The following is a 19,525-nucleotide window of genomic DNA, read 5'->3' on the forward strand; positions in this document are numbered from 1 at the left end:
TATGTTGGACGTTGAAGATAAAGATAAAAATCAATCATGAACAAATTCCAAAGGGTATTCGGTTAACTCCCGCTGTTCAGCCCTAGCTTTTCGAAGACGAGCTTTCTCTGCCACTCGGGCACCTTGGGCCTCTCAAGCTCCCTCTCGGCCCTTTCCCGGCGCATCAGCCCGTACCTCACGAGCGCGGCTATTCTCCTGTGCTCGAAGCTGTGGCCGTGCTTTTCCCAGTAGAGTTCGAGGGCCGGGCCGAGAACGAGGCAGTTGGTTGTATAACCCGGCAGCTCCGGGAACTCGAAGGGGAGCTTTTTGAGTATTTCAAAGCGCTCCTCCTCGGTCATCATTGAGAGGAGCCTTACCTGGGTCACACCACCGGACATCAGCCTGTAAGGACGGTGGCCGAATGGTAACTCGTGGCCGGTGATTATGTATCGGTAGCCGTTTCTCAGCGCGTACTTCCTCAGCTTCTCCATCGTCCTCTTGGAGCATCTCCTGCACGGCGATTCGGCCTTCATGAGGGCCTCGCGGAAGATGTCGGAGTAGTCGTATCTGAGGAGCTTGAACGGAACCCCGAGATGCTCCGCTATCCTACGGGCGTTCGCTATGGCCTCTTCCGCCATGAGGCCGTGGTCTATCATAACCGCCTCGAGTTCCTTGACGCCGTAGACCTCTTTTGCGAGGTAAAGTGCAACCACGCTGTCCTTCCCTCCGGAGTAGGCAACTATGGCTTTATCGACTTTCTTCATGAGCTCTTCCAGCTCCCTCCTTACCGCGTCCCTGTCTATGGGGTGCTTTAGGTAGACTTGACACTCTCGACAGATAGGCTTTCCGTTTATTACGTCGATCTTCGCAGTTCTCTCGTCGTGAACACAGAGTGAGCACTTGAGCATGGGGGATGGTTGGAGGGAACCTTAAAAAATCAAACGGTTTAACCCTTCAGCTTTTTGAGGGGTTTTCTCGCGATCTCCTTGGACTTTTCAACGCCCTCCTCCGCCTTCTTCTTTCCGGTTCTGGCCGAGAAGAAAACCACGATCGGGAGGGCGTTCTTCATGAGGATCCCCCGGTTGTTCCTGGCCACCAGCAACGCCGAAGCCGCGCCGAAAGCGAGGCCCGAGAGCCAGAGGTACAGGACGAGGTTTCCGGCGCTGATGCCCGATTGCGTTATCGCTGACAGTGCTTTGTACGCTATCGCCAGGACTACCACGAAGAGACCCTCCAGCAGGAGCGATACCGCGGATGCCGTTCCTATTACCGAGAGCAGTTTTCCCTCGCTGTACTGCTCCCTAACCACTTTCTGGTCGTGTAGTGCATAGATCAGGGTTTTCGAGACGTTTAAACCGCTCCTGAAGGCGAAGAACGCGAGGAACGCCGCCAGCAGGCTGGTTCCTCTGAGCTCCCAGAAGCCCCATGCCCCCGCTGCCAGCCACGCAACCGTCTGGAGTGTCTCGTAGGATTTTTTCTCGTTTTCGGGCACCTCAATTCTGAAGATCTTTTTCCAGGCCGCGCTCCCGAGCCCGGCCATCGTTCTGGCCATGAGGAGCATGAGGTTGAGGCCTATGAAGACCAAGAGGAGGAAGCCCGCCGCGATGGTGGTGCCGATCATGATTTTCCCCTGCGCTTAGATCTTAATAAACTCTTCCTCGATCCAGTTGGCCACTGCCACGAAGGAGAGCGCCAGGAGCCCCATGGAGACCCCTATCGGGAGAACCTGCCACCAGAGGAACTGGTACTTGGCGTTGTACACTATGGTCTGGCTCATCAGCGTGCTCCAGTTGAACCCGGGCGAGATGTTGAAGAAACCGAGCAGCGTTAAAAACGCGATGACGCCCGGAACCGCCAGGGCCAGCTGTTCGAGCGTGTAGGGTACCAGAACCTTTGAAACGTGCTTTTTGAGAATCCACCTCAGGCTCCCCCCTAGGGCCTTCGAGGACTCGGCGTACTCCTTCCTCAGCTCCTCCTTGACTATTGCCCGAACGTTCCTTGAGACGCTGCCCGTCAGCAGGACTCCCAGAACGAGCGAGACCGCCAGAGGTTGAACCCTTATGACGTAGACCGCGTTCTCGAGCCTGATGCTGCCCAGCGCTATTATGGTTACCATCGCCAGGGGAAGGGTCGGGAGCACCGTCAGAAAGCGGGAGGCGAGGTTCGAGGCGGTTCCGGCTTTTCCGTCTATGGCCCCGAGGGTTCCGAGGAAGAGGCCCAGCCCGACCGATATCAAAGCCCCGGCGAACGCTATCACAAGGGTTTCCCGCATCCCCCCTATGAACCCGATCCAGACGTCACGTCCCAGCGTGTCGGTCCCGAGGAGGCCGTGACTCTGTCCGGCGACGAAAACCCTGATGCTCTCATTGGGTTCCAGCTTCGGAACTTTTCCACCGTGGATGGCGCGGATTATCGGTGAATCAGCCGCCCTTACGACGACCGTGTACTTCCCAGGAAGGGGGTCGGGGTTGCTGAGGCAGTCCTCCTTGGGCCTTGAGAATATCGTGTTGAAGACGTTCTTGCCTATGAATGACTGGCCCATAGTCTCCATACCGCACCTTTCCCTGGCCAGCTTTTCGAAGAGGGGGTAGTTCCTCTTCAGGTGGAGGGTGTAGTTCATCAGACTTGGGGAGCCCCTGAAGAGCCTGATGGTCTCGTTGTCTGGGGTCGTAAGGGTGACCTCGATGGACTTCTCGGTCTTCAGGAAGAGGACCACGTCGTCGGGCGCCGTTCTGTAGTGGAAGTCGTAGACGAAGACGTATTCCCCGTCCCTGTAAACACCTTTAAGCCACTCCGATGGAGGGAGGCCTTTGAGCCTTCCATACCACTCCGGGGGCTTTGCCTTGGGGTTTCTGTCCCAGTAGCCTGGGTTGTTCCAGTTCCTGACGTCATCCCCGTTGAGGAGCATGGGGCCGATGATCGAGGTTGCGACGTAGATAGATATAATCGTGAGGGCGATCAAAACCTTCCTCGGGATCCTTTGGCCCCTACTCATTGATCTCCCTCCTCGGGTCCCGGTGGAGGTAGAGGGCCTCGAGTATCGTCGAGTTGAGGAAGTAGAAGACCGCCATGACGAACGTTACGAAGAACACGCTCGCCCCGTCGAAGATGAACTCAGGTATCTTCAGTTCGCCGAACTCGTTGGGCACGTATATGACAGTTGCCGAGTCCGCTAGGGTCTTCCCGATCCCCGGAACCTCGAAGAGCTTCTCGACGGCCATGCCGTTGATCATGAGGTTGAGGAAGTTGTAGCTCGTGAAGGTTAGGAACGAGGGCAGGACGGTCCTGAGGAGCTTTCTCATTATCCTCCCCTCTGGGAGGCCCTTCAGGGTATCGATGAAGAAGTACTCCTGGCCGGCTTCCCTCTTGACGAGGTTCCTGACGCTGAAGGCGTACACCACGACGTTGGAGAGGGTCAGGGCCAAGACGGGGATGAGGAGGGCGCTGAGATGGGCCAGTATCTCGGGCTCGCCGTTCCTCTTCGCTTCGAGGAGCCTGTTTGCGTAGCTCACGGCCCCTATGTCCCACTTCCACCAGAGCGTCCAGAGGAACAGAAGAGCCCAGAACCACGCTGGTATGCCAGAGAATATCGGTGCTAACGCCGAGAGAACCCTGTCGGACCATCCGCCCCTGTATCCCGCCCTCAGGCCCCAGTAGAGGCCCAGGAGGAATATGATTAGCATGGTCATGGTGAGTACCGCGAAGGTAAGCCCGATGGCCCTCAGTGCCTCTCCCCTCTTACTGCCTGTGAGCTCATCCCACGTGTGCCTGAAGTAGAACTTGACGCTTTGTTTTATCTCCTCAACCCTGCTCCCGCCGGCGGCTTTTCCCAGGTTGAGCCCCTTGCCCTCTGCGGTCGCCCTGTTTACGTTCTCCTCGGCCAGGGCTATTATCGAGGCCGTGAGGATAAGGGCGAGGGTTATGAGGATCAGGTTTAGCAGAACGTCCCTAACGATCCTCATAATTGACCCCATCTCTGGTTGATAGTTGAACTTATAAACTTTTGTGGGAACAGAAGTAGGTTGAAAAATAAAAAGTCTGTAACATCAGGGAACGTTTCTCTCCCTCTTCACTAGGGGCACAACGTCCCTCGCGATTCTCTTAGCGCTGAAGAGCGTCAGCGGATCCATAGTCCTGTAGATAGTTAGCTGGCAGCCGCTTATGCGGACGTCTATGTACTTTTTGGCCTCCATAGCAGCCTTCAGGAACTCCCTCACGCTCTCCGCCCTTTCGAAGTCGAGGCCGGCCTTCTTAAGTCTCTCAACGTTCAGTTCGTGAATTGTAAGGGGCTGGAGCATCATCTCGTCTATCCCCAGGGAAGCGGCCAGCTCGGCTATCTTCGGTATGTCCTCGTCGTTTATGCCGGGCATGAAGATCGTTCTCACAACGGAGCGGACACTCTTGTCGCTTCCGACTATTTTCAGGGCGTTTACAACGGCCTCGAAGGTGTCGGCGTTCGTGATCTTGAGGTGCTTCTCTCGCGAAGCGGCGTCGAGGCTTATCATCACCAGATCGAAGTCGAGCTTCTCCCACAGCTCCTCGGTCAAAAGCGAGCCGTTGGTCTGTAAATCTAGCCTCGCGTTGGGAAAGCGCTCGCGGAGCATTCTGTTGACCTCGACGATGCGTGGGCTTAGCAAAGGCTCACCGTACTGGGAAACGGTTATCGCGTACGGGTTATCCCAGCCGTAGTAGCCCGGCTTTGGCGCCTTTCCGAGCTTCACCGCGACGTTGGAGTAGCAGAATATGCAGTCGTGGTTGCACGCGGGCGTTAATTCGTAGCTCGGGTGATGAACGGGATTGGGATTGCTCAAGTCAAGTCCCTGGCAGCCCTGACAGTGGGTTGGAAACTTAAGATCCATTACGAACTGCTTCAGCAGTCTCGCCTCCTTGTTTTCCAAGATTTGAGGCTCGACACCCATTTTTCTTGCAAATTCTTCCCAGCTCATTCTTACCCCCATGTCACCACCTGCCCACCAATCGAAAAGCTCTTTAAAAGATTGGCTGGACTGATGTGGGAAGTGGGTGTTTTGATCTTTCTGGGGAATTCAGGAAAAAGTTAAAACCAACTGGAATCAGAACTCTACAGTGGGTGTTGAGATGAGCAAAATATTGACGATTTCGGTTCCTGACTGGGTGGACGAGAAGAAGTTTAAAGACGCGTTCATACGGGCACTGATCGAGAGCTCGCCCGAGAAAATAAGCATAGGCGAGCTTAGGAAACTCCTGGGTATATCCGAAACCGAGGAGGAGGTCGAGATACCCCCAGAAATCGAGAACATCAGAGAAAAGGACAGAAGGCGGTTGAAGTGGCTGTCTTAGATACTAACGCCGTTATCGAGAGGGTGAGACGGAAGGAGGAAATCACAGAGGACATCACAGGAGTCACCTTTGTCGAGTTCCCGCGGATTGCAAGGTACTCAAAGTTCAATAGAAGCGTCCTGTTCCCGATTCTGGACGATTATATTCTCGCCCACAGACTTCAAGAGGAGCTCCTCAAGAAAGGAGAGCCAAGGGGATTCGCAGACCTCCTAATCGCTGCAATATGCATAAACCGCGGGGAGGAACTGATAACGTACGATTCAGACTTCCTGGCCATCGCGGAGGTCTCAGAGCTCAAGCTGATTCTTCTCGAGCGTTAAAGTTTAAATACTCAACACTAACCCACCACCATGTTCCTCTACACGGAGAACTTTGGGGAGCAGAAGGAGAAAGCAATGGAAGGCCTCAGAAAAGCTTTGGCCGAGGACAAGGTAGATCGTGACATAATTCCACTCCTCGAGAAGATCAACGCCCTCGATAACTACTTCACCACGAGCTCATGCTCGGGCAGGATTTCCGTCATGGAGATGCCCTACTTCGGCGATAAACTCAATTCGGTCTGGCTCGGCAAGTGGCACCGCGAGGTTTCCGTCGAGGAAGTCCTTGGGGCCATCGGAAAGCACAAAACCGGCCAGCTCTGGTTTTTGGTGAGGAGTCCGATCCTTCACGTGGCGGCTAGGACTATGGATGATGCGGTGAAGTTGCTCAACCTCGCGATAGGTCTCGGCTTTAAATACAGCAACATCAAGAGCGTCAGCCACAAAAAGCTCCTCGTGGAGATACGCTCCACCGAGAGGATGGACGTGCCGCTCGGCGAGAACGGTGAACTGTGGGTCTATGAAGAGTACGTCGGGAGAATTGTGAAAATAGCCAACGCTCAGCTTAGAAGGTTCAAGGGGAAGCTGAAGAGACTGGAAGAAGAGATAGAAAAGTTGAAGAGTTAGAACTTCAGTCGAGGTCGCTGCTGAAGTCCTCGCTTCCGCCCTTGCCGCCCTCCTTGTCCTTCTCGAGCTTGCTGGCAGCTATAACGTCGTCGATCCTGAGGATCATTATAGCCGCCTCGCTGGCGCTCTTGATGGCCTGCTTGGTGACCCTGACCGGCGCTATGACGCCGCGCTCCATCATGTCGGCCGGCTCGCCCTCGAAGACGTCGACACCGACGGTCGGGCCCTTCTCCTTGTGGGCGGCGATGACCTTAACGAGGGTCTCGATCGGGTCGAGGCCGGCGTTCTCGGCAAGGGTCCTCGGGATGACCTTCAGGGCCTCGGCGAAGGCCTCGATGGCGAGCTGCTCCTTGCCGCCGACCTCCTTGGCGAACTCGTCGAGCCTGATGCTAAGCTCGATCTCGGGGGCACCGCCAGCAGCGAGTATCTTGCCGTCCTCGACGATGTCCTTGACGACCTTGACTGCATCTTCGAGGGCCCTCTCGACCTCATCGACGACGTGCTCAGTGCCGCCGCGGATGAGTATTGTTACAGCCTTCGGGTTCTTGCAGCCCTCTACGAAGATCATGTTCTCCCCAGCAACCTTCCTCTGCTCGACGAGCTCGGCCTCACCGAGGTCCTCTGGAGTAAGGTCGCGGACGTTGGTGACGATCTTGGCACCGGTGGCCTTGGCGAGCTTCTCCATGTCGCTCTTCTTAACGCGCCTGACGGCCATTATGCCGTACTTGGCCAGGTAGTGCTGGGCCAAATCGTCGATACCCTTCTGGACGAAGACGACGTTGGCGCCAACCTCCTTGATCTTCTCGACCATCTCGCGGAGCATCTTCTCCTCCTGCTCGAGGAAGGCCTGGAGCTGCTCCGGGCTGGTGATCCTGATCTCGGCATCTGTTTCGGTCTCCTTGACCTCGAGGGCCTCGTTGATGAGGGCAATCTTAGCACCCTCAACCCTCTTCGGCATTCCCGGGTGGACGACCTCCTTGTCGATGACGACACCGCGGATGAGCCTGGTGTCCTTGACGCTTCCACCTTCTTTCTTCTCGAACTTGATGTTGTCGAGGTCAACCTTGTAGACGCCGTCGACCTTCTCGGCGACCTGCTTGACGGCCTCGACGGCTATGTTGGCGAGGTATTCGCGCTCCTCCTCGGCGGCCTTACCGGTGATGGCCGTGACGGCGGCCTTCTTGAGGGTCTCGACGTCCTCAACGTCGACGTCCTTGGCTATCTCGTCGAGTATCTCCTGGGCCTTCTCGGCAGCTAAAGCATAACCCTTGATGACTATGCTCGGGTGGATGTTCTGGTCGAGAAGCTCTTCAGCCTTCCTGAGGAGCTCGCCAGCGATAACGACGGCGGTGGTGGTACCGTCACCGGCCTCCTTGTCCTGGGTCTTGGCAACCTCGACCATCATTTTAGCAGCAGGGTGCTGGATGTCCATCTCGTCGAGTATGGTTGCACCGTCGTTGGTGATGACTATGTCACCGAGGCTGTCGACGAGCATCTTGTCCATTCCCTTGGGACCGAGGGTGGTCCTAACGGTCTCGGCGATAATTCTAGCGGCGAGAATGTTGAGCCTCTGGGCGTCCCTTCCAACGTACCTCTGGGTTCCCTCGGGCAGAATAACAACCGGCTGTCCAGCGAGCTGGGCCATCTCCCCTCACCCCCTTCCGTTTCTTTTTTCAGGGGAGGATAAGTTTTAGTTACAATTAGTGCTTCCGCATTATCGTTCCTTTGGACTATTTATAAAGTTTTCGGTTAGGCCAGGGATGAAGAAGAATACATTTTTAACCCGTTCGGCCAACCGAAGGCGGGTGGTTGAAGATGACCGATGTGAAGACCGAGTGGGAGAAAGCCTTGGGAGAGAAAGACTGCGAGAAGTTGCTTGAGCTCTTTGACGATTATGTGGACTCAATAGAGGACGAGGAAACCCTCAAAAGGGAACTGGAGCGCCTCAAAGACGTAGCGGTGGAGTGCGAGGATCCCTACGATCTGGCGCACGAAATAGCGCACGTTTATGCGCACCTCGACGACATCGAGGGGGGCATAGACCTCTACAGGCGCCTCGTCGAACTCAAGAAGGACGACCCCGAGGAGTATGCGACAGCCCTCTACTACCTTGCTGATGCCTACGAGCACTTTGGGATGCCCGAGAAGGCCATCGAGGTCTACCAAAAGCTCCTAGAGCACGAGGAGGAGGTCCTTAAGAACGACAAGGAGATAGGGCTTACGCTGGCGAACCTAGCGGTTAACTACGACGAGCTCGGAGAAACCGAGAAGGCAATAGAGCTGATGGAGCGCGCGAGGGAGATTTTCGAGCGCATAGGCGACGAGAAGAACCACATGATAAGCCTCCTCGATCTGGCACACTTCAGGTACGAGCTGGGCGAATACGATGCGGCTGAGGCGCTCATCCGCGAGGTGCTCAGAAACCCGAGGGACGACGAGATAGAGATAAACGCGAAGCTCATCGAGGCCGAGATATGGGCGGGCAGGGAGGAGTACGACAAGGCCTTCAAGGCCCTTCGCGACGCCCTCCTCAAGGCCATAAACGTGAGCGACGATGTTTTTGGCCTCGTATTCGACACGCTCGTTGACTTCATCGAAGGGCTGTTCAACGAGGGTTCCTACGACGTGGTTGCAAGGAACATGGAGTCCTTCGCAGAGCTCTTCGAGGACGACACGGCTTACTTCTTCAGGGCGATAGGCGAGCTCGCCCGCTGGAAGGCCGGGGACGATGGGGCGAAGAAGCACTTCGACGAGCTTTATTCGAAGGTAGAGAACGAGGAGCTTAGAGCGATACTTGACGAGTGGAAGAGGCCGAAGCTGAGCTTGAGTTTGGGGCTTTAGACCTTTGCACCTTCGTTAGCAGTCTTTACGTACTTTTCTATTTCCAGAAGGCTCTTCTGTATTACTCTCTCCCCTGCACCCCAGATCTCGATCCCAATGACGTTTCCCTCTCTGTCATACTCAAACCACACGTCCTCATCAACTTCGTCGGTATCGGCAACTGGACCTTCCCTGATGAGAATATAGAGTATGTCCGCCTTTGGATCGTATCTAACCTTCATATCTCAACCCACCTCCGGGATGAAAGCCGGTTCATGATGATTTTATTCAAGCTCTTACTTTTGGAAATAACAGTTATGATCTCTCTCTGTCATCTGCTACTATGAGCCATTGTCCCTCATTATCCCTCGGTTCAATCGCTACCAAGTGAGTGGTTTTAAGGTCATAGAACTTTCTAGTGGGGGACATCACAACACGAGCAACCTCGTCTAGGGTTATTCTCCGTTCTTTTAGTCTCATGCGTGCTCAGTCAGGATAACCTCCATATGACTTCAGATAATGTAAACCCACCAAACCCTAAAACCTTTTCGGATAGTTTAGAAAAGTTATGAAAGGACGAAAGCCCTCAAATCCTCGAAACGGTCTCAACTTCGGCGCTCTCGACGTTCTCGACCTGCCTAAAGAGCTCGGCGACCTCGTCGTAGGAGTAGCCCTCCTCGTCCCTACCGAGGACGTAGAACTTGAGGGCAACGAGGCCAAAAGCGATGGGCTCGCGCTCGACCTTCGCCAAGCCGAACTTCTCGGGGATAACTGCCTTGAGCTTCTCCTCGAGCTCGTCGAGGTTCACTTCTGGGTCGGTCGGCATGACCTTTATAACACCAACGAGGTTGTAGTCTGCCATCTCCTTCACCTCCTAGCTCACGGCCCCTCCCAGCCGCACTTCGGGCACTTGTAGGGGACGCTTAACACCCTGCAGGATTCGCAGCGCCAGATTATCGCCTCACCGCAGTTGGGGCAGACGAAGTGGGTGGCGTGCTCCCTTGGGGTTATCTCCTTTCCGCATGAGGTGCATACGGGTATCTCGAACTTCATCTCCACTGCGAACACCTCCAAGAAAGGTGGTTTTTACCCACTGCTCACCGTTCCGGGGGAGCTTTTATAAATCTTTCGAAGAGGGCTCAGCAAACCTCGCGTCATCACAAAATCAGAAAGGAGAACGCCAATCATCGCCCCTGTCCTCAGATCTCCTCTTTTACTGAGACGAAAGAGACCATCGTCACGGTCTGGCCGATCCCCTTGATCTCCCTGAGCTTGTCTATGACGATCTTTCCTATCTCCTCCGAGTTGCTCGCCCTTACCTTTATGAGGAGATCCCACTCCCCGGTTATTATGTGGACCTCGTACACCCCATCGAGGGTAGCCACTTTTTTAGCGACCTCCCTCTGGTTTATTCCCGACTCGGGATCGTATCTAGCCAGGATGAAGGCTGTGGTCCCCAGGTTGAGCTTTTTGTAGTCCGGCTTTATGGTGAACTTCTCTATGACGCCCTCATCGACGAGCTTCTTTATCCTGTAGTGGACGGTCGTCCTTGGAATTCTGAGCTTTTTGCTTAGGGTGGCTATGTTCTCCCTCGCGTTCCTCCTCAGCTCTTCAAGAAGCCTCATATCGATTTCATCCAGCTGGCCTGGCATCGCGGATCCCGTCCCTGTCACCTGTTCAATTTTAATTCCTGTATTTTGGTTGTCTTCCCTTATTTAAGGTTTTCTTTTAGCCATGTGGCGAAGGCCTTTAACGCCAGCCCCCGGTGCGATATTTTGTTCTTCTCCTCCGTTGTCATTTCGGCAAAGGTTCTGTTGAATCCCATCGGTCTGAATATCGGGTCAAACCCGAATCCCCCTTCGCCACGGGGCTCCCTAGTGATCTCCCCATCGACGCGGCCTTCAAAGGTGTGCAACTCGCCGTCCCAGTAGGCCACGATGCTCTTGAAGTAGGCCTTCCTGTTTGTTTCTCCCTCAAGGAGCTTGAGAATCCCTTGATAACCCAACGTCTTGTAAACGTACGCCGAGTAAACGCCCGGGAACCCACTTAGGGCTTCTATGAAGAGGCCCGAGTCGTCGAGGAAGAAGGGTCCGTCGATTCTCTCCGCAAGCCATTTGACCCCGTATTCGGCCACCTCTTCTAGGGTGTCGGCTTGGATCTCGGGGTACTCAAAGCGCAGCTGGTAGACGTCCACACCCAGGGGCCTGAAGAACTTCTTGGCCTCCTCAACCTTCCCGGGGTTCGACGTTACGAAGGCTATCCTCATGGGTAACACCGGGAGAATGAGGGGGGAGGGGACTAAAAAAGTTGCCCTCAATCGATTTTGTAGCCAATCCTCTCCACGAGTTCGCGTCTCTCAGCCTTCTGCTCTTCGGTCTCTATCTTGTTCGCGGCCTTCCCGTCAACGACACCGAGGACGCTCCTCCCCAGGTCGGTCTCTGCCACTATGACCTGGAACGGGTTCTCGCTGGCTCCGTAGACCATCGCCACGGCAGGGTGGTTTTTGACGGTGTTGAGGACGTTAATCGGGAAGGCGTTCCTCATGAGTATAACGAAGACGTGGCCGGCGCCTATCTTAACCGCGTTCTTTGCCGCGAGCTCCTCCAGCTCTGGATCGTTTCCTGTGAACCTGGTGAGCTGGGGCTTTGCCTCGTTCATTGCCACCCCAAACTTTATCCCTGGCACGGCCGTCAGAAGGGCCCTGGCAAGGTCGTCGACGGTGAATATTGAGAAGTTACCCTGGCCGATTATTACCTCGACGCCCTCTGGCTTCTCGATGTCAACCACTTCTATCTTGACCATCTTCACCACCGATAAAAATTTAACGTTCTCGATTTTAACCTTTTCGTGGAAGGCCATGGCCGAGGTCAACTGGGATGAAATCGAGCTCCTGGCTGACATTTTGAACAGGTACCCCACTGAGAGCCTGAGGAGGATATCCCAGGCCGAGGGTATCGACTACTACCGCCTGAAGAGGATCTACGACAAGTATTACGGGAAGTACATAACGGTCAACGCTATGTACGACATAAAGAAGATTGGGCTTAAGAGCTACGTGGCTTTTCTCTCCGTTCCCAAGGAGGAGCTCAGGGACACCGCGAAGAGAGTCCTGAGAAACCCATTTTTTATTCACGCCGATGCCCTTTTTGGCTTTAAAAACGGTCTCGCTACGGTTCTTCACGTTCCAAAGGAGCAGGTTGGTTTCTTGGACCAGGTCATGGAGAAGTACTCGGACGACTACGAATACTACGAGGTTCGCGCATATCCCCCCTCCGGTGACGACAACTTCGGAGAATGGGACCTTCCCTATTCGTACGCCGTCCTGATGGACATACTCAAGTGGGACGCCCGCACGCCCCTCTCCGAGATAGCAAGGCGGCTGGGGAAGAGCAGGCCAACGGTAAAGTACATGATCGACAGGCTCATAAAGAGGGACATCCTGATTGAATACATAGCCGTCATTGAGTACGAGGGCTACGACAGGGGGGTAATCGGAATAACGAAGGAGCTCCATGAGGAGGTTCTGAACAAGTTTAAGGAGTACGAGATAACCGTTGGTGTTCTCGTGGGGGAGGGCTATCTTTTGGAGCTCTACTTCTCGTCGAGGGAGGATCTTGCTGAGAGGCTCTTTGAGTTCAGCAGTTACGTTGACAAAGTTGGGGTTGAGTATTTTGACATTCTGGCGGATCTCCTTGATATGTACCCAATGCAGAGGTTCTCGAGGATGGTAAAAGAGGACGGAAGCGGCTATCATTCGATTCTCGAGTTCTGAGCCTCCGATGAGACGATGAGGGGGCAGTATTCTATCCCCCTGATGTCGGCGGTTACTTGGTACTCAATCGCCCTGCAGTCGTGGCAGAGGTAGCGGAACGGGCACGTTGAACAGCCCTCCACCTCGTTCTTTGTCAGCGTCCAGAACCCTCTTATCTTCTTGCTCCTCCCTACAATCCACCTAAGGCTCTTCTCCCTTACGTCTCCCACGACGAAGTTCCTGAGCAGGGGACAGGGGGTTACGTAGCCGTCACCGGTAACGGTCACCGTGCCGGCCAGGCAGTCGTGGTATCTGTTGCTGGTCTCGTTCCTGTTTTTGCGAACCTCTATGAGGTTGAAAGTGAGCTCCCGGACGGATCTTGGGTAGAGGACGTCCAGGTAAACCTCGAGGTCGCTGTCCCCCTTGACCTTCTGGAGAAGCACGGTTGCCTCTTGGAGTCTGTCTGGGGGCACCGTGACGAGCAGACCCCCCACCCACAGCTTCATGGACGCTGAGATTATCTTATCAACGTCGTACTCAACTTCCGCTATGTAGTTGACCCCCTCGATCGGTTCTATCCCGTCTAGATCTTCGAAGAGAACGGTGGCGTTGACGCTCTGGATGCCGAGATCAACGGCCACCCGGACGGCGTGCTGGAGATCTTCCACCCCATCGTAGTTCGTTATCCAGACCTCGTTCCCGCCCATGGACTTGAACTCGCCCAGGATCCTCGTCACTTCCTCCGGAGTCAGCTTTTTCCTTCTGAGAAGGAACCTGTTGTTTCCTATGCACCCAATCGACCTGGGTATCCCGCTTATCTCGTCAAACTTTCCCTTTCCGGATCCAAGCTGGAGTATAAGCCTTTCTACCCCTCCGGTGTGGGGGATCTCGGACCACGGCGGCTTTCCCACGACTAGGGGCTCCCTCTTCACTGTGGTTTGAGCAGGGCTCAGGCTCTCAACTTTGACTCCAACAGCCTCCGCCATTGGACCCACCAGAAAGAGCTGGCGGCCATAGTATATATACTTTTTCTATTCGGATTTTGTATACCATCAAAGATAGTTACAAAAACATGGAAAACTATGCTTTATGGTAATCCTCGGGAACCATCCTGTCCCCCTCTATCCAGAAGGTACCCTCCTCCGTGACCTCCTTCTTCCAGACCGGAACCCTGTGCTTGACCTCATCGACCGCCCAGCGGCAGGCTTCAAACGCCTCCTCCCTGTGCTTTCCGCTGGCTATGACCAGTATGGTATCCTCCCCGACGCCCAGCTCCCCCACCCTGTGCCAGATGAGCATGTCGAGTATGGGGAACTTCTCCAGGGCCTCGCCCCTTATCCTCCCCATCTCTTCTTCGGCCATCTCTCTGTAGGCCTCGTATACGAGTTTCTCCACCCTCCTGCCCTTGTTCTCGCTGCGCACCTTCCCCAGGAAGATTACGTACCCTCCGGCTTCAGGTATGGAGACTATCCTTACCGCCCTGTTGAGGTCAAAGCCCTCCTCTGTGACCATAACCTTCTTCGGCTCCATCACGATCACCACGCCTTTTTAGCCCCCGCGTTTAATTAGGTTTCCGGAAGGTTTTTTAGAGGGGTAGCCAAGAGGACTCGGTGGTCCCATGCGCAGGGTGGCTTTCCTTGTCATTATGATGATCATCCTTTCAATCGTCGCCTCTGGCTGTATAACTGGAGGTCACGACGAATCCCCTCGAACAACTACATCCAGTTTTGAGCCTACTTCCAGCACCACCTCCAGTGCCCCGCTTACCTCAAGCTCTCCCTCCCACACCACGACGAGCCCGATAAAAGCGACCACGTCCAGTACCACCGTTCCCACGACTTCTTCCCCTTCCCCCCCCAGTGAGGTCGAGGAGATACTCGGCTCGATCTCCAGTTATCTGGCCGAGATCAACACGAGCGTTGATTCGGTTGCCTCGGTTCAGGCCGGTTCTTTCCTCAGAAATGAGAGCGTCTCCGTGTTCTCAAATGCCTCGGCCTTCTTCGACGTTGCGGACGGTGAGATGGAGGTGAACATGAGCGTCTTCACTTATCCCGCCGGTGGGAAGGCTACCGTCAGGATCGTCCTGATAGAGGATGAGGCGTGGGTGAACTCCCTGGGCACCTGGAAACACGTCGGGAGAAGCGATGAGGGGTTCGACGCCCTGTCGAACCTTCTTAAGTTCAACCCAGTTTCCCTGGTCCTCCACGCCCTCGACATGGGGCTGTGCAACGTCTCGGGTTCTGGGGGAAACTTTGAGGTGAGGTGCTCGGGCGTCAGGGATGATCTACTGGGGATCATAGGGAGCACCGTTGGGGCCCCCGAAGGCTCCAGGGTCTCGGTCTTTGAGCCTAGGATATCAGTGAAAATAGTCGGTGGCAGGGTCGTCTCCGGCGAGCTCGAGGTCGGGTTCGAGCTCTCACACGCGTCTCAGGATGGGTCGTGGGTGATGAGTCAGAGGGGGGTCGTGAAGGAAAGGTTCCGGATCCTCGAGGTGAATAGGGACTTAGACCTCTCACCCCCGTCCAGCTAGAGCTCCACGACTTCAAACGTGTTGTATGCCAGATCCACGATCAGCAGTTTGTTGAGGAGGGGCTCTCCAAAACCCGTGATGAGTTTAATGACTTCCATTGCCTGGATGGAACCAACGAGTCCTGCGGTGGCCCCTATTATTGGGAACTTTCCCTCCTTTCTCCCCGAGACGTTTTTGAATATCTCCCTCAGCCCCTTGGTCTTTCCCGGAATCACCGTTGTCACCTGGCCGTACGTCTTCTCAACGGCCCCGTGAACGAGGGGCTTTCCGGTTTTCTGGGCGAAGTCGTCCAGCAAAAACCTCGTTTCAAAGTTGTCGAGGCAGTCGACTATCACATCCGCTTCTCCGAGAACCTCCCCGATGTTCCCCTCCTCTAGCCTCCCGGTGTACGTGATTATCTCGACGTCCGAGTTGAACCTTCTGAGCTTCCAAGCGGCAGACTCGGGTTTGGGGTTCCTCCCGACGTCCTCCTCCCAGTGGAGTATCTGCCTGTTTAGGTTGCTGAGCTCGGGCTTTTCAGAGTCCACAAGGATTATCCTCCCCACCCCGGCGGCTGTTAGGTAGTAGGCCACGGGGGAGCCGAGGCCACCCACGCCAACCACGGCGACGGTCGCGGCTTTCAGCTTTTCCTGTCCCTCAGCGCCCCACACCATGATCTGCCTGTCGTACCTCTCGAGGTCTCTCTCGCCCAGCATCGTACCACCCAAACCTTTTTCTTCCGGGAGTTTATCACCCTTTTGGCAACTGGCTCCGGGGTGTGGGTCGTGGAGAGGATTGAGTGGGACGAGGCTAGGGAACAGCTTTTGGAGGAAGGCTACCTTGAGATCGGTGACTTCAGGATAGAGCTCACCCTCGACAACACCTTCATGGACTTCGAGTACATCCCCAGAATAGCCGTCTACCACCACGGGAGGGGCAGGTGGTACGTTGTGAGGAACCCCATCCCAAAGGGGGAGCGGCTTGATGAGTGCTGGGAGAACGCCGTTCGGTTTCTGGAGCGGGTTATAAAGGGCGAGGTCACGCCTGATCTCGGCGACGACGAGGTCTCCAAGGAGTTCACCGAAGTCCTTAGGGGTACCATGTTGTAGCAAAATTGCTATATACCCCTAGACTCAAACCTACACGGGGGTGAAGGGGATGGACATCGCCAAGTATATTGATCACACGAACCTGAAGCCCTACGCCACCTCCGAGGACATAAAGAAACTCTGTGATGAGGCGATAGAGTACGGCTTCTACGCTGTCTGCGTCAACCCCTACCGCGTCAGGCTCGCCAAGGAGTACCTGAAAGAGAAGAAGGCCGACGTAAAAGTGGCCAGCGTCATAGGCTTTCCGCTCGGGGCAACGCCGACGGAGGTCAAGGTCTTCGAAGCCAAGAAAGCCCTGGAAGACGGTGCCGACGAGCTCGACATGGTCATCAACATCGGTGCTCTGAAGGATAAGGACTACGACTACGTCAGGAACGACATAGCCGAGGTCGTTAAGGTGGCCCACGAGAGGGGAGCGAAGGTCAAGGTCATCATCGAGACCTGCTATCTGACTGAGGAGGAGAAGGTCAAGGCCTGCGAGCTGGCTAAAGAGGCCGGAGCGGACTTCGTGAAGACCTCAACAGGTTTTGGCACGGGTGGAGCGACCGTCGAGGATGTCAGGCTGATGAGGAAGGTTGTAGGGGAAGAGATGGGCGTCAAAGCCGCTGGAGGAATAAGAACCTACGAGCAGGCCCTGGCGATGATAGAAGCCGGTGCAACCAGGATTGGGACATCGAGCGGCGTCCGGATAGTGGAGGGGGCACGGGATGCCGGTTAAGGAGGAGATCCTCGAGATAATAGAGAGGGCCGCCCAGGAGCTCAAGGAGGACGGCCTCTCGCCGGACGTTTTGCTGGCGGGGCCCGGCTTCATGGAGCACGCTGGGGAAGTGGTCGACCTCTTTGGGCTCTCCGTTTACGTGGTCAAGGAGCTCGAGTTCGACGCCGTCATAGCCGACTCCCGGTACCTTGGCCAGATGAGGAAGGCCTCGAAGCGGATTTCCATAGAGCCCCTCCTCGTCGAGGAGAACGTTTGGGAGGAGATAGAAAAGCTCTGATCAGTCCCTTTTCTCTATTGGGCTTGGCCACCTTTCTAGCTTTCTTGCCCCCGCCACTAGGGCCGTGCTTAGTAGGACCGCGGTCGTGATGGAAACCACGGTCGGTGCAAGAGCCTCCGCAGCCCTCTCGAAGGGGAACCCCTTGAGGGCGCAGAGGTAGGCCCATGCGCCCCCGACTACCGTCGTTCCCCCAACTATAGATCCCAGGAGGAGGGTTGAGAACTCATCCCCCTTCCTCCCTATCCTTCCCATCGCCCCCCCTGCGAGGGTCGTCAGGAGGAGCATTACTATGGTGTCCCTGGGGTTGGGGGTTATGATGTGCTCGCCCGCAACGAGCCCCATGGCCGCCGCTATCCCAGCCAGCTCGCCAAAGGCTAGGGAGAAGAAGAAAAACCCAGCATAGCCTAGCGTGAGGAACGACCCGTCCGGGAGGCTTTTTCTGCCCAGAACGTGGAGGGTTAGGGTTACAACAAGGGAGAGGGTCGTTATCGGGATTATCAGATCCATGCTCAGGTTGAACTTCCTCCTGTTCCTGAAGACGAAGGTCACGTAGGCTATAACGGCCAGCAGCGAGACGACCTTGAGGGTTCCCACACCGATCTCCATTCCGATCCCAGAAGGGGTCTCCCTTGGGGCTTAAATCTTTTTCTCAAAATGGAGAAGAAGGGAAATCACCCGAGGGAAGCCTTGAGGGCCTCCTCGAATATCTCCATCGCGACGTCTATCTCTTCCTTCGTCACGATGAGTGGTGGTATGAAGCGTATGCTGTTGTCTCCACAGCCGAGGAGCACCAATCCGCGTTTGGCTGACTCCTTAACGATTCTGTCCCTCAGCTCTGGGTATTTCTCTTTGCTCTCCTTGCTCTTGACGATTTCAACGGCCTGGGCAAGTCCCAATCCGCGGGCGTCGCCGATGACTTCATAGCGCTCCTTGAGCTCCTCGAGGTACTTGTGGAGGTAGTCTCCAACCTCCTGGACGTGCGGGAGGAGCTCCTTGACTATCTCTACGACCTCGATTCCAGCGGCTATGGCAACTGGATTGCCGCCGAAGGTCGTTGCGTGCCTTCCGGGCTTGTCGAAGCTTATGTCCGCCCTGTGGACGACACCGGCGAGCGGGAGACCGCCGCCTATGGCCTTACCGAACTGAATGAGGTCAGGCTCAACGCCAAAGTGCTCGATGGCCCAGAACTTGCCGGTTCTTCCGATACCCATCTGAACCTCGTCGTCCGCCAAAAGAATTCCGTACTCGTCGGCGAACTTCTTGAGGGCCTTGAAGAAGCCCTTCGGCGGGACAACGTAGCCACCCTCACCCTGTATCGGCTCGAAGAATATCGCGCCAATCTCGTGCGGCGGGACGTGCCTGAAGACGTACTCTTCGATGAAGTCCAGAACGCGGTTGGTCAGCTCGTCGGGTTCTTCATAACCGTCGATTCCCCAGGTGTTCCTGTAGGGGTTCGGGTAAGGTATGTGGGTAACTCCCGGCATCGTCGGGAAGAACCTGTCCTGCTGGACCCACTTGCTAGCTGTGAGGCTCAGAACGGCCTGGGTCCTTCCGTGGAAGGCGTGGTAGAACGCTAAGAACTGCTTCCTACCTGTTCCGTACTTGACGAGCTTCATAGCCGCTTCGTTCGCTTCGGCACCGCTGTTGCCGTAAACCACTTTCCTCTCGATGTCTCCCGGGGCGAGCTCTATGAGCTTTTCGGCCAAGATGACGGCGTTCTCGTAGAAGAAGTCCGTCAGGGAGTAGTGGGTGAACTTCTCGGCCTGCTTCTTTATCGCCTCAACCACGCGCGGGTGGGAGTGTCCGACGTTTATGACACCGACACCGCTCGCGAAGTCGTAGAAGACGTTTCCGTCAACGTCGTAGACCCTTATCCCCTCTCCGCGCTCGATGACTATCGGGAGGTTCTCGGGGTCCTGGGTTGTGGTCGCGAGGTACTTGAAGTTCCTCTCGATTATCTCCTTGGCCTTCGGCCCGGGGAGTTCCTTAACGCTTGGCCTCACCACCATTTGCATCACCGCTCCCTCCTTGGATTTCCCCTATATAAGCCTGTGTTCATCAATGAACATTTTTGACCGAAAAATTTTCGGGAAAACCCC

Annotated in this window: 26 protein-coding genes; 9 read left to right on the forward strand and 17 right to left on the reverse strand. The window is 55.5% G+C overall.

Going from position 1 to position 19,525, the window contains the following annotated elements; genetic code table 11:
• Positions 1-62: 62 nt before the first annotated feature.
• From ACZ5AM_RS01445 to ACZ5AM_RS01465, 5 genes are all read right to left on the reverse strand, one after another.
• A complete protein-coding gene (locus ACZ5AM_RS01445) occupies positions 63-887 on the reverse strand; it encodes a 7-cyano-7-deazaguanine synthase (RefSeq protein ID WP_464915195.1) in 825 nt (274 codons plus the stop codon).
• Between the two features lie 38 nt (positions 888-925).
• Positions 926-1,600 (reverse strand): hypothetical protein, encoded by a 675-nt coding sequence (locus ACZ5AM_RS01450; RefSeq protein ID WP_464915196.1) that lies wholly within the window; start codon positions 1,598-1,600, stop codon positions 926-928.
• A 15-nt stretch (positions 1,601-1,615) separates the two neighbouring features.
• Positions 1,616-2,974 carry an ABC transporter permease subunit gene (locus tag ACZ5AM_RS01455; RefSeq protein WP_464915197.1) on the reverse strand — a complete coding sequence of 453 codons (1,359 nt, stop codon included), beginning with the start codon at positions 2,972-2,974 and terminating at the stop codon, positions 1,616-1,618.
• Positions 2,967-3,953, reverse strand: a complete 987-nt coding sequence (locus tag ACZ5AM_RS01460; RefSeq protein ID WP_464915198.1) for an ABC transporter permease subunit — start codon at positions 3,951-3,953, stop codon at positions 2,967-2,969. Before ACZ5AM_RS01460 ends, ACZ5AM_RS01455 begins: the two co-directional genes overlap by 8 nt.
• A gap of 72 nt (positions 3,954-4,025) precedes the next feature.
• Complete coding sequence (locus ACZ5AM_RS01465) at positions 4,026-4,937, reverse strand: radical SAM protein (RefSeq protein WP_464915199.1); 912 nt, start codon at positions 4,935-4,937, stop codon at positions 4,026-4,028.
• A gap of 139 nt (positions 4,938-5,076) precedes the next feature.
• Here ACZ5AM_RS01465 and ACZ5AM_RS01470 point away from each other — a divergent pair, with 139 nt between their 5' ends.
• From ACZ5AM_RS01470 to taw3, 3 genes are read left to right on the forward strand one after another with little or no spacing between them, the layout of a single operon-like run.
• Positions 5,077-5,298: a hypothetical protein gene (locus tag ACZ5AM_RS01470; RefSeq protein ID WP_464915200.1), complete on the forward strand. Its 222-nt coding sequence runs from the start codon at positions 5,077-5,079 to the stop codon at positions 5,296-5,298.
• Positions 5,286-5,618 carry a PIN domain-containing protein gene (locus ACZ5AM_RS01475; RefSeq protein WP_464915201.1) on the forward strand — a complete coding sequence of 111 codons (333 nt, stop codon included), beginning with the start codon at positions 5,286-5,288 and terminating at the stop codon, positions 5,616-5,618. Before ACZ5AM_RS01470 ends, ACZ5AM_RS01475 begins: the two co-directional genes overlap by 13 nt.
• A 30-nt stretch (positions 5,619-5,648) precedes the next feature.
• Positions 5,649-6,242, forward strand: a complete 594-nt coding sequence (gene taw3 / locus ACZ5AM_RS01480; RefSeq protein WP_464915202.1) for a tRNA(Phe) 7-((3-amino-3-carboxypropyl)-4-demethylwyosine(37)-N(4))-methyltransferase Taw3 — start codon at positions 5,649-5,651, stop codon at positions 6,240-6,242.
• A gap of 4 nt (positions 6,243-6,246) precedes the next feature.
• Here taw3 and thsB read toward each other — a convergent pair whose 3' ends face one another.
• Positions 6,247-7,887, reverse strand: coding sequence for a thermosome subunit beta (gene thsB / locus ACZ5AM_RS01485; protein ID WP_464915203.1), 1,641 nt, complete (start codon positions 7,885-7,887; stop codon positions 6,247-6,249).
• 170 nt (positions 7,888-8,057) lie between these two features.
• Here thsB and ACZ5AM_RS01490 point away from each other — a divergent pair, with 170 nt between their 5' ends.
• The gene (locus ACZ5AM_RS01490; protein ID WP_464915204.1) at positions 8,058-9,083 is read left to right on the forward strand and encodes a tetratricopeptide repeat protein; all 1,026 of its coding nucleotides are present in this window, start codon (positions 8,058-8,060) and stop codon (positions 9,081-9,083) included.
• Here the strand turns inward: ACZ5AM_RS01490 and ACZ5AM_RS01495 are convergent.
• From ACZ5AM_RS01495 to ACZ5AM_RS01520, 6 genes are all read right to left on the reverse strand, one after another.
• Positions 9,080-9,304, reverse strand: a complete 225-nt coding sequence (locus ACZ5AM_RS01495; RefSeq protein WP_464915205.1) for a DUF2283 domain-containing protein — start codon at positions 9,302-9,304, stop codon at positions 9,080-9,082. The genes ACZ5AM_RS01490 and ACZ5AM_RS01495 overlap by 4 nt on opposite strands.
• 344 nt (positions 9,305-9,648) lie before the next feature.
• Positions 9,649-9,924 (reverse strand): elongation factor 1-beta, encoded by a 276-nt coding sequence (locus tag ACZ5AM_RS01500; RefSeq protein ID WP_464915206.1) that lies wholly within the window; start codon positions 9,922-9,924, stop codon positions 9,649-9,651.
• Positions 9,925-9,941: 17 nt separating this feature from the next.
• Positions 9,942-10,115 carry a zinc finger domain-containing protein gene (locus ACZ5AM_RS01505; RefSeq protein ID WP_050003902.1) on the reverse strand — a complete coding sequence of 58 codons (174 nt, stop codon included), beginning with the start codon at positions 10,113-10,115 and terminating at the stop codon, positions 9,942-9,944.
• A gap of 146 nt (positions 10,116-10,261) precedes the next feature.
• Positions 10,262-10,714: an Lrp/AsnC family transcriptional regulator gene (locus tag ACZ5AM_RS01510; RefSeq protein WP_464915207.1), complete on the reverse strand. Its 453-nt coding sequence runs from the start codon at positions 10,712-10,714 to the stop codon at positions 10,262-10,264.
• Between the two features lie 59 nt (positions 10,715-10,773).
• Positions 10,774-11,328, reverse strand: a complete 555-nt coding sequence (locus ACZ5AM_RS01515; RefSeq protein WP_464915867.1) for an XTP/dITP diphosphatase — start codon at positions 11,326-11,328, stop codon at positions 10,774-10,776.
• A gap of 47 nt (positions 11,329-11,375) precedes the next feature.
• Positions 11,376-11,864 (reverse strand): adenosine-specific kinase, encoded by a 489-nt coding sequence (locus ACZ5AM_RS01520; protein ID WP_464915868.1) that lies wholly within the window; start codon positions 11,862-11,864, stop codon positions 11,376-11,378.
• 55 nt (positions 11,865-11,919) lie between these two features.
• On the opposite strand from ACZ5AM_RS01520, the gene ACZ5AM_RS01525 reads away from it, so the two are divergent.
• Complete coding sequence (locus tag ACZ5AM_RS01525; protein WP_464915208.1) at positions 11,920-12,834, forward strand: Lrp/AsnC family transcriptional regulator; 915 nt, start codon at positions 11,920-11,922, stop codon at positions 12,832-12,834.
• On the opposite strand, the gene ACZ5AM_RS01530 is transcribed toward ACZ5AM_RS01525, so the two are convergent.
• Both ACZ5AM_RS01530 and ACZ5AM_RS01535 read right to left on the reverse strand, forming a co-directional pair.
• Positions 12,813-13,799: an SPASM domain-containing protein gene (locus tag ACZ5AM_RS01530; protein ID WP_464915869.1), complete on the reverse strand. Its 987-nt coding sequence runs from the start codon at positions 13,797-13,799 to the stop codon at positions 12,813-12,815. The genes ACZ5AM_RS01525 and ACZ5AM_RS01530 overlap by 22 nt on opposite strands.
• A gap of 94 nt (positions 13,800-13,893) precedes the next feature.
• Positions 13,894-14,343, reverse strand: coding sequence for a molybdenum cofactor biosynthesis protein MoaE (locus ACZ5AM_RS01535; RefSeq protein WP_464915870.1), 450 nt, complete (start codon positions 14,341-14,343; stop codon positions 13,894-13,896).
• Positions 14,344-14,431: 88 nt separating this feature from the next.
• Here ACZ5AM_RS01535 and ACZ5AM_RS01540 point away from each other — a divergent pair, with 88 nt between their 5' ends.
• Positions 14,432-15,343, forward strand: coding sequence for a hypothetical protein (locus ACZ5AM_RS01540; protein ID WP_464915209.1), 912 nt, complete (start codon positions 14,432-14,434; stop codon positions 15,341-15,343).
• On the opposite strand, the gene ACZ5AM_RS01545 is transcribed toward ACZ5AM_RS01540, so the two are convergent.
• Positions 15,340-16,038, reverse strand: a complete 699-nt coding sequence (locus ACZ5AM_RS01545; protein ID WP_464915210.1) for a ThiF family adenylyltransferase — start codon at positions 16,036-16,038, stop codon at positions 15,340-15,342. The two genes, ACZ5AM_RS01540 and ACZ5AM_RS01545, sit on opposite strands and share 4 nt — an antisense overlap.
• Positions 16,039-16,107: 69 nt before the next feature.
• Between ACZ5AM_RS01545 and ACZ5AM_RS01550 the strand changes: the two genes are divergently transcribed.
• Genes ACZ5AM_RS01550 through ACZ5AM_RS01560 form a run of 3 tightly spaced genes read left to right on the forward strand, consistent with a single transcriptional unit; the run spans position 16,108 to position 17,426 of the window.
• On the forward strand, positions 16,108-16,431 hold the full coding sequence (locus ACZ5AM_RS01550; RefSeq protein ID WP_464915211.1) for a hypothetical protein: 324 nt from the start codon (positions 16,108-16,110) through the stop codon (positions 16,429-16,431).
• 49 nt (positions 16,432-16,480) lie between these two features.
• A complete protein-coding gene (gene deoC / locus ACZ5AM_RS01555) occupies positions 16,481-17,149 on the forward strand; it encodes a deoxyribose-phosphate aldolase (protein ID WP_464915212.1) in 669 nt (222 codons plus the stop codon).
• Positions 17,139-17,426 (forward strand): family 4B encapsulin nanocompartment shell protein, encoded by a 288-nt coding sequence (locus tag ACZ5AM_RS01560; RefSeq protein ID WP_464915213.1) that lies wholly within the window; start codon positions 17,139-17,141, stop codon positions 17,424-17,426. The genes deoC and ACZ5AM_RS01560 overlap by 11 nt, the downstream gene beginning before the upstream one ends.
• Here the strand turns inward: ACZ5AM_RS01560 and ACZ5AM_RS01565 are convergent, their stop codons facing one another.
• Both ACZ5AM_RS01565 and ACZ5AM_RS01570 read right to left on the reverse strand, forming a co-directional pair.
• Positions 17,427-18,032: a hypothetical protein gene (locus ACZ5AM_RS01565; RefSeq protein ID WP_464915214.1), complete on the reverse strand. Its 606-nt coding sequence runs from the start codon at positions 18,030-18,032 to the stop codon at positions 17,427-17,429.
• A gap of 65 nt (positions 18,033-18,097) precedes the next feature.
• Positions 18,098-19,435, reverse strand: a complete 1,338-nt coding sequence (locus ACZ5AM_RS01570) for an ornithine aminotransferase (protein ID WP_464915871.1) — start codon at positions 19,433-19,435, stop codon at positions 18,098-18,100.
• Positions 19,436-19,525: the final 90 nt, after the last annotated feature.

Source organism: Thermococcus fumicolans, from assembly GCF_055386755.1.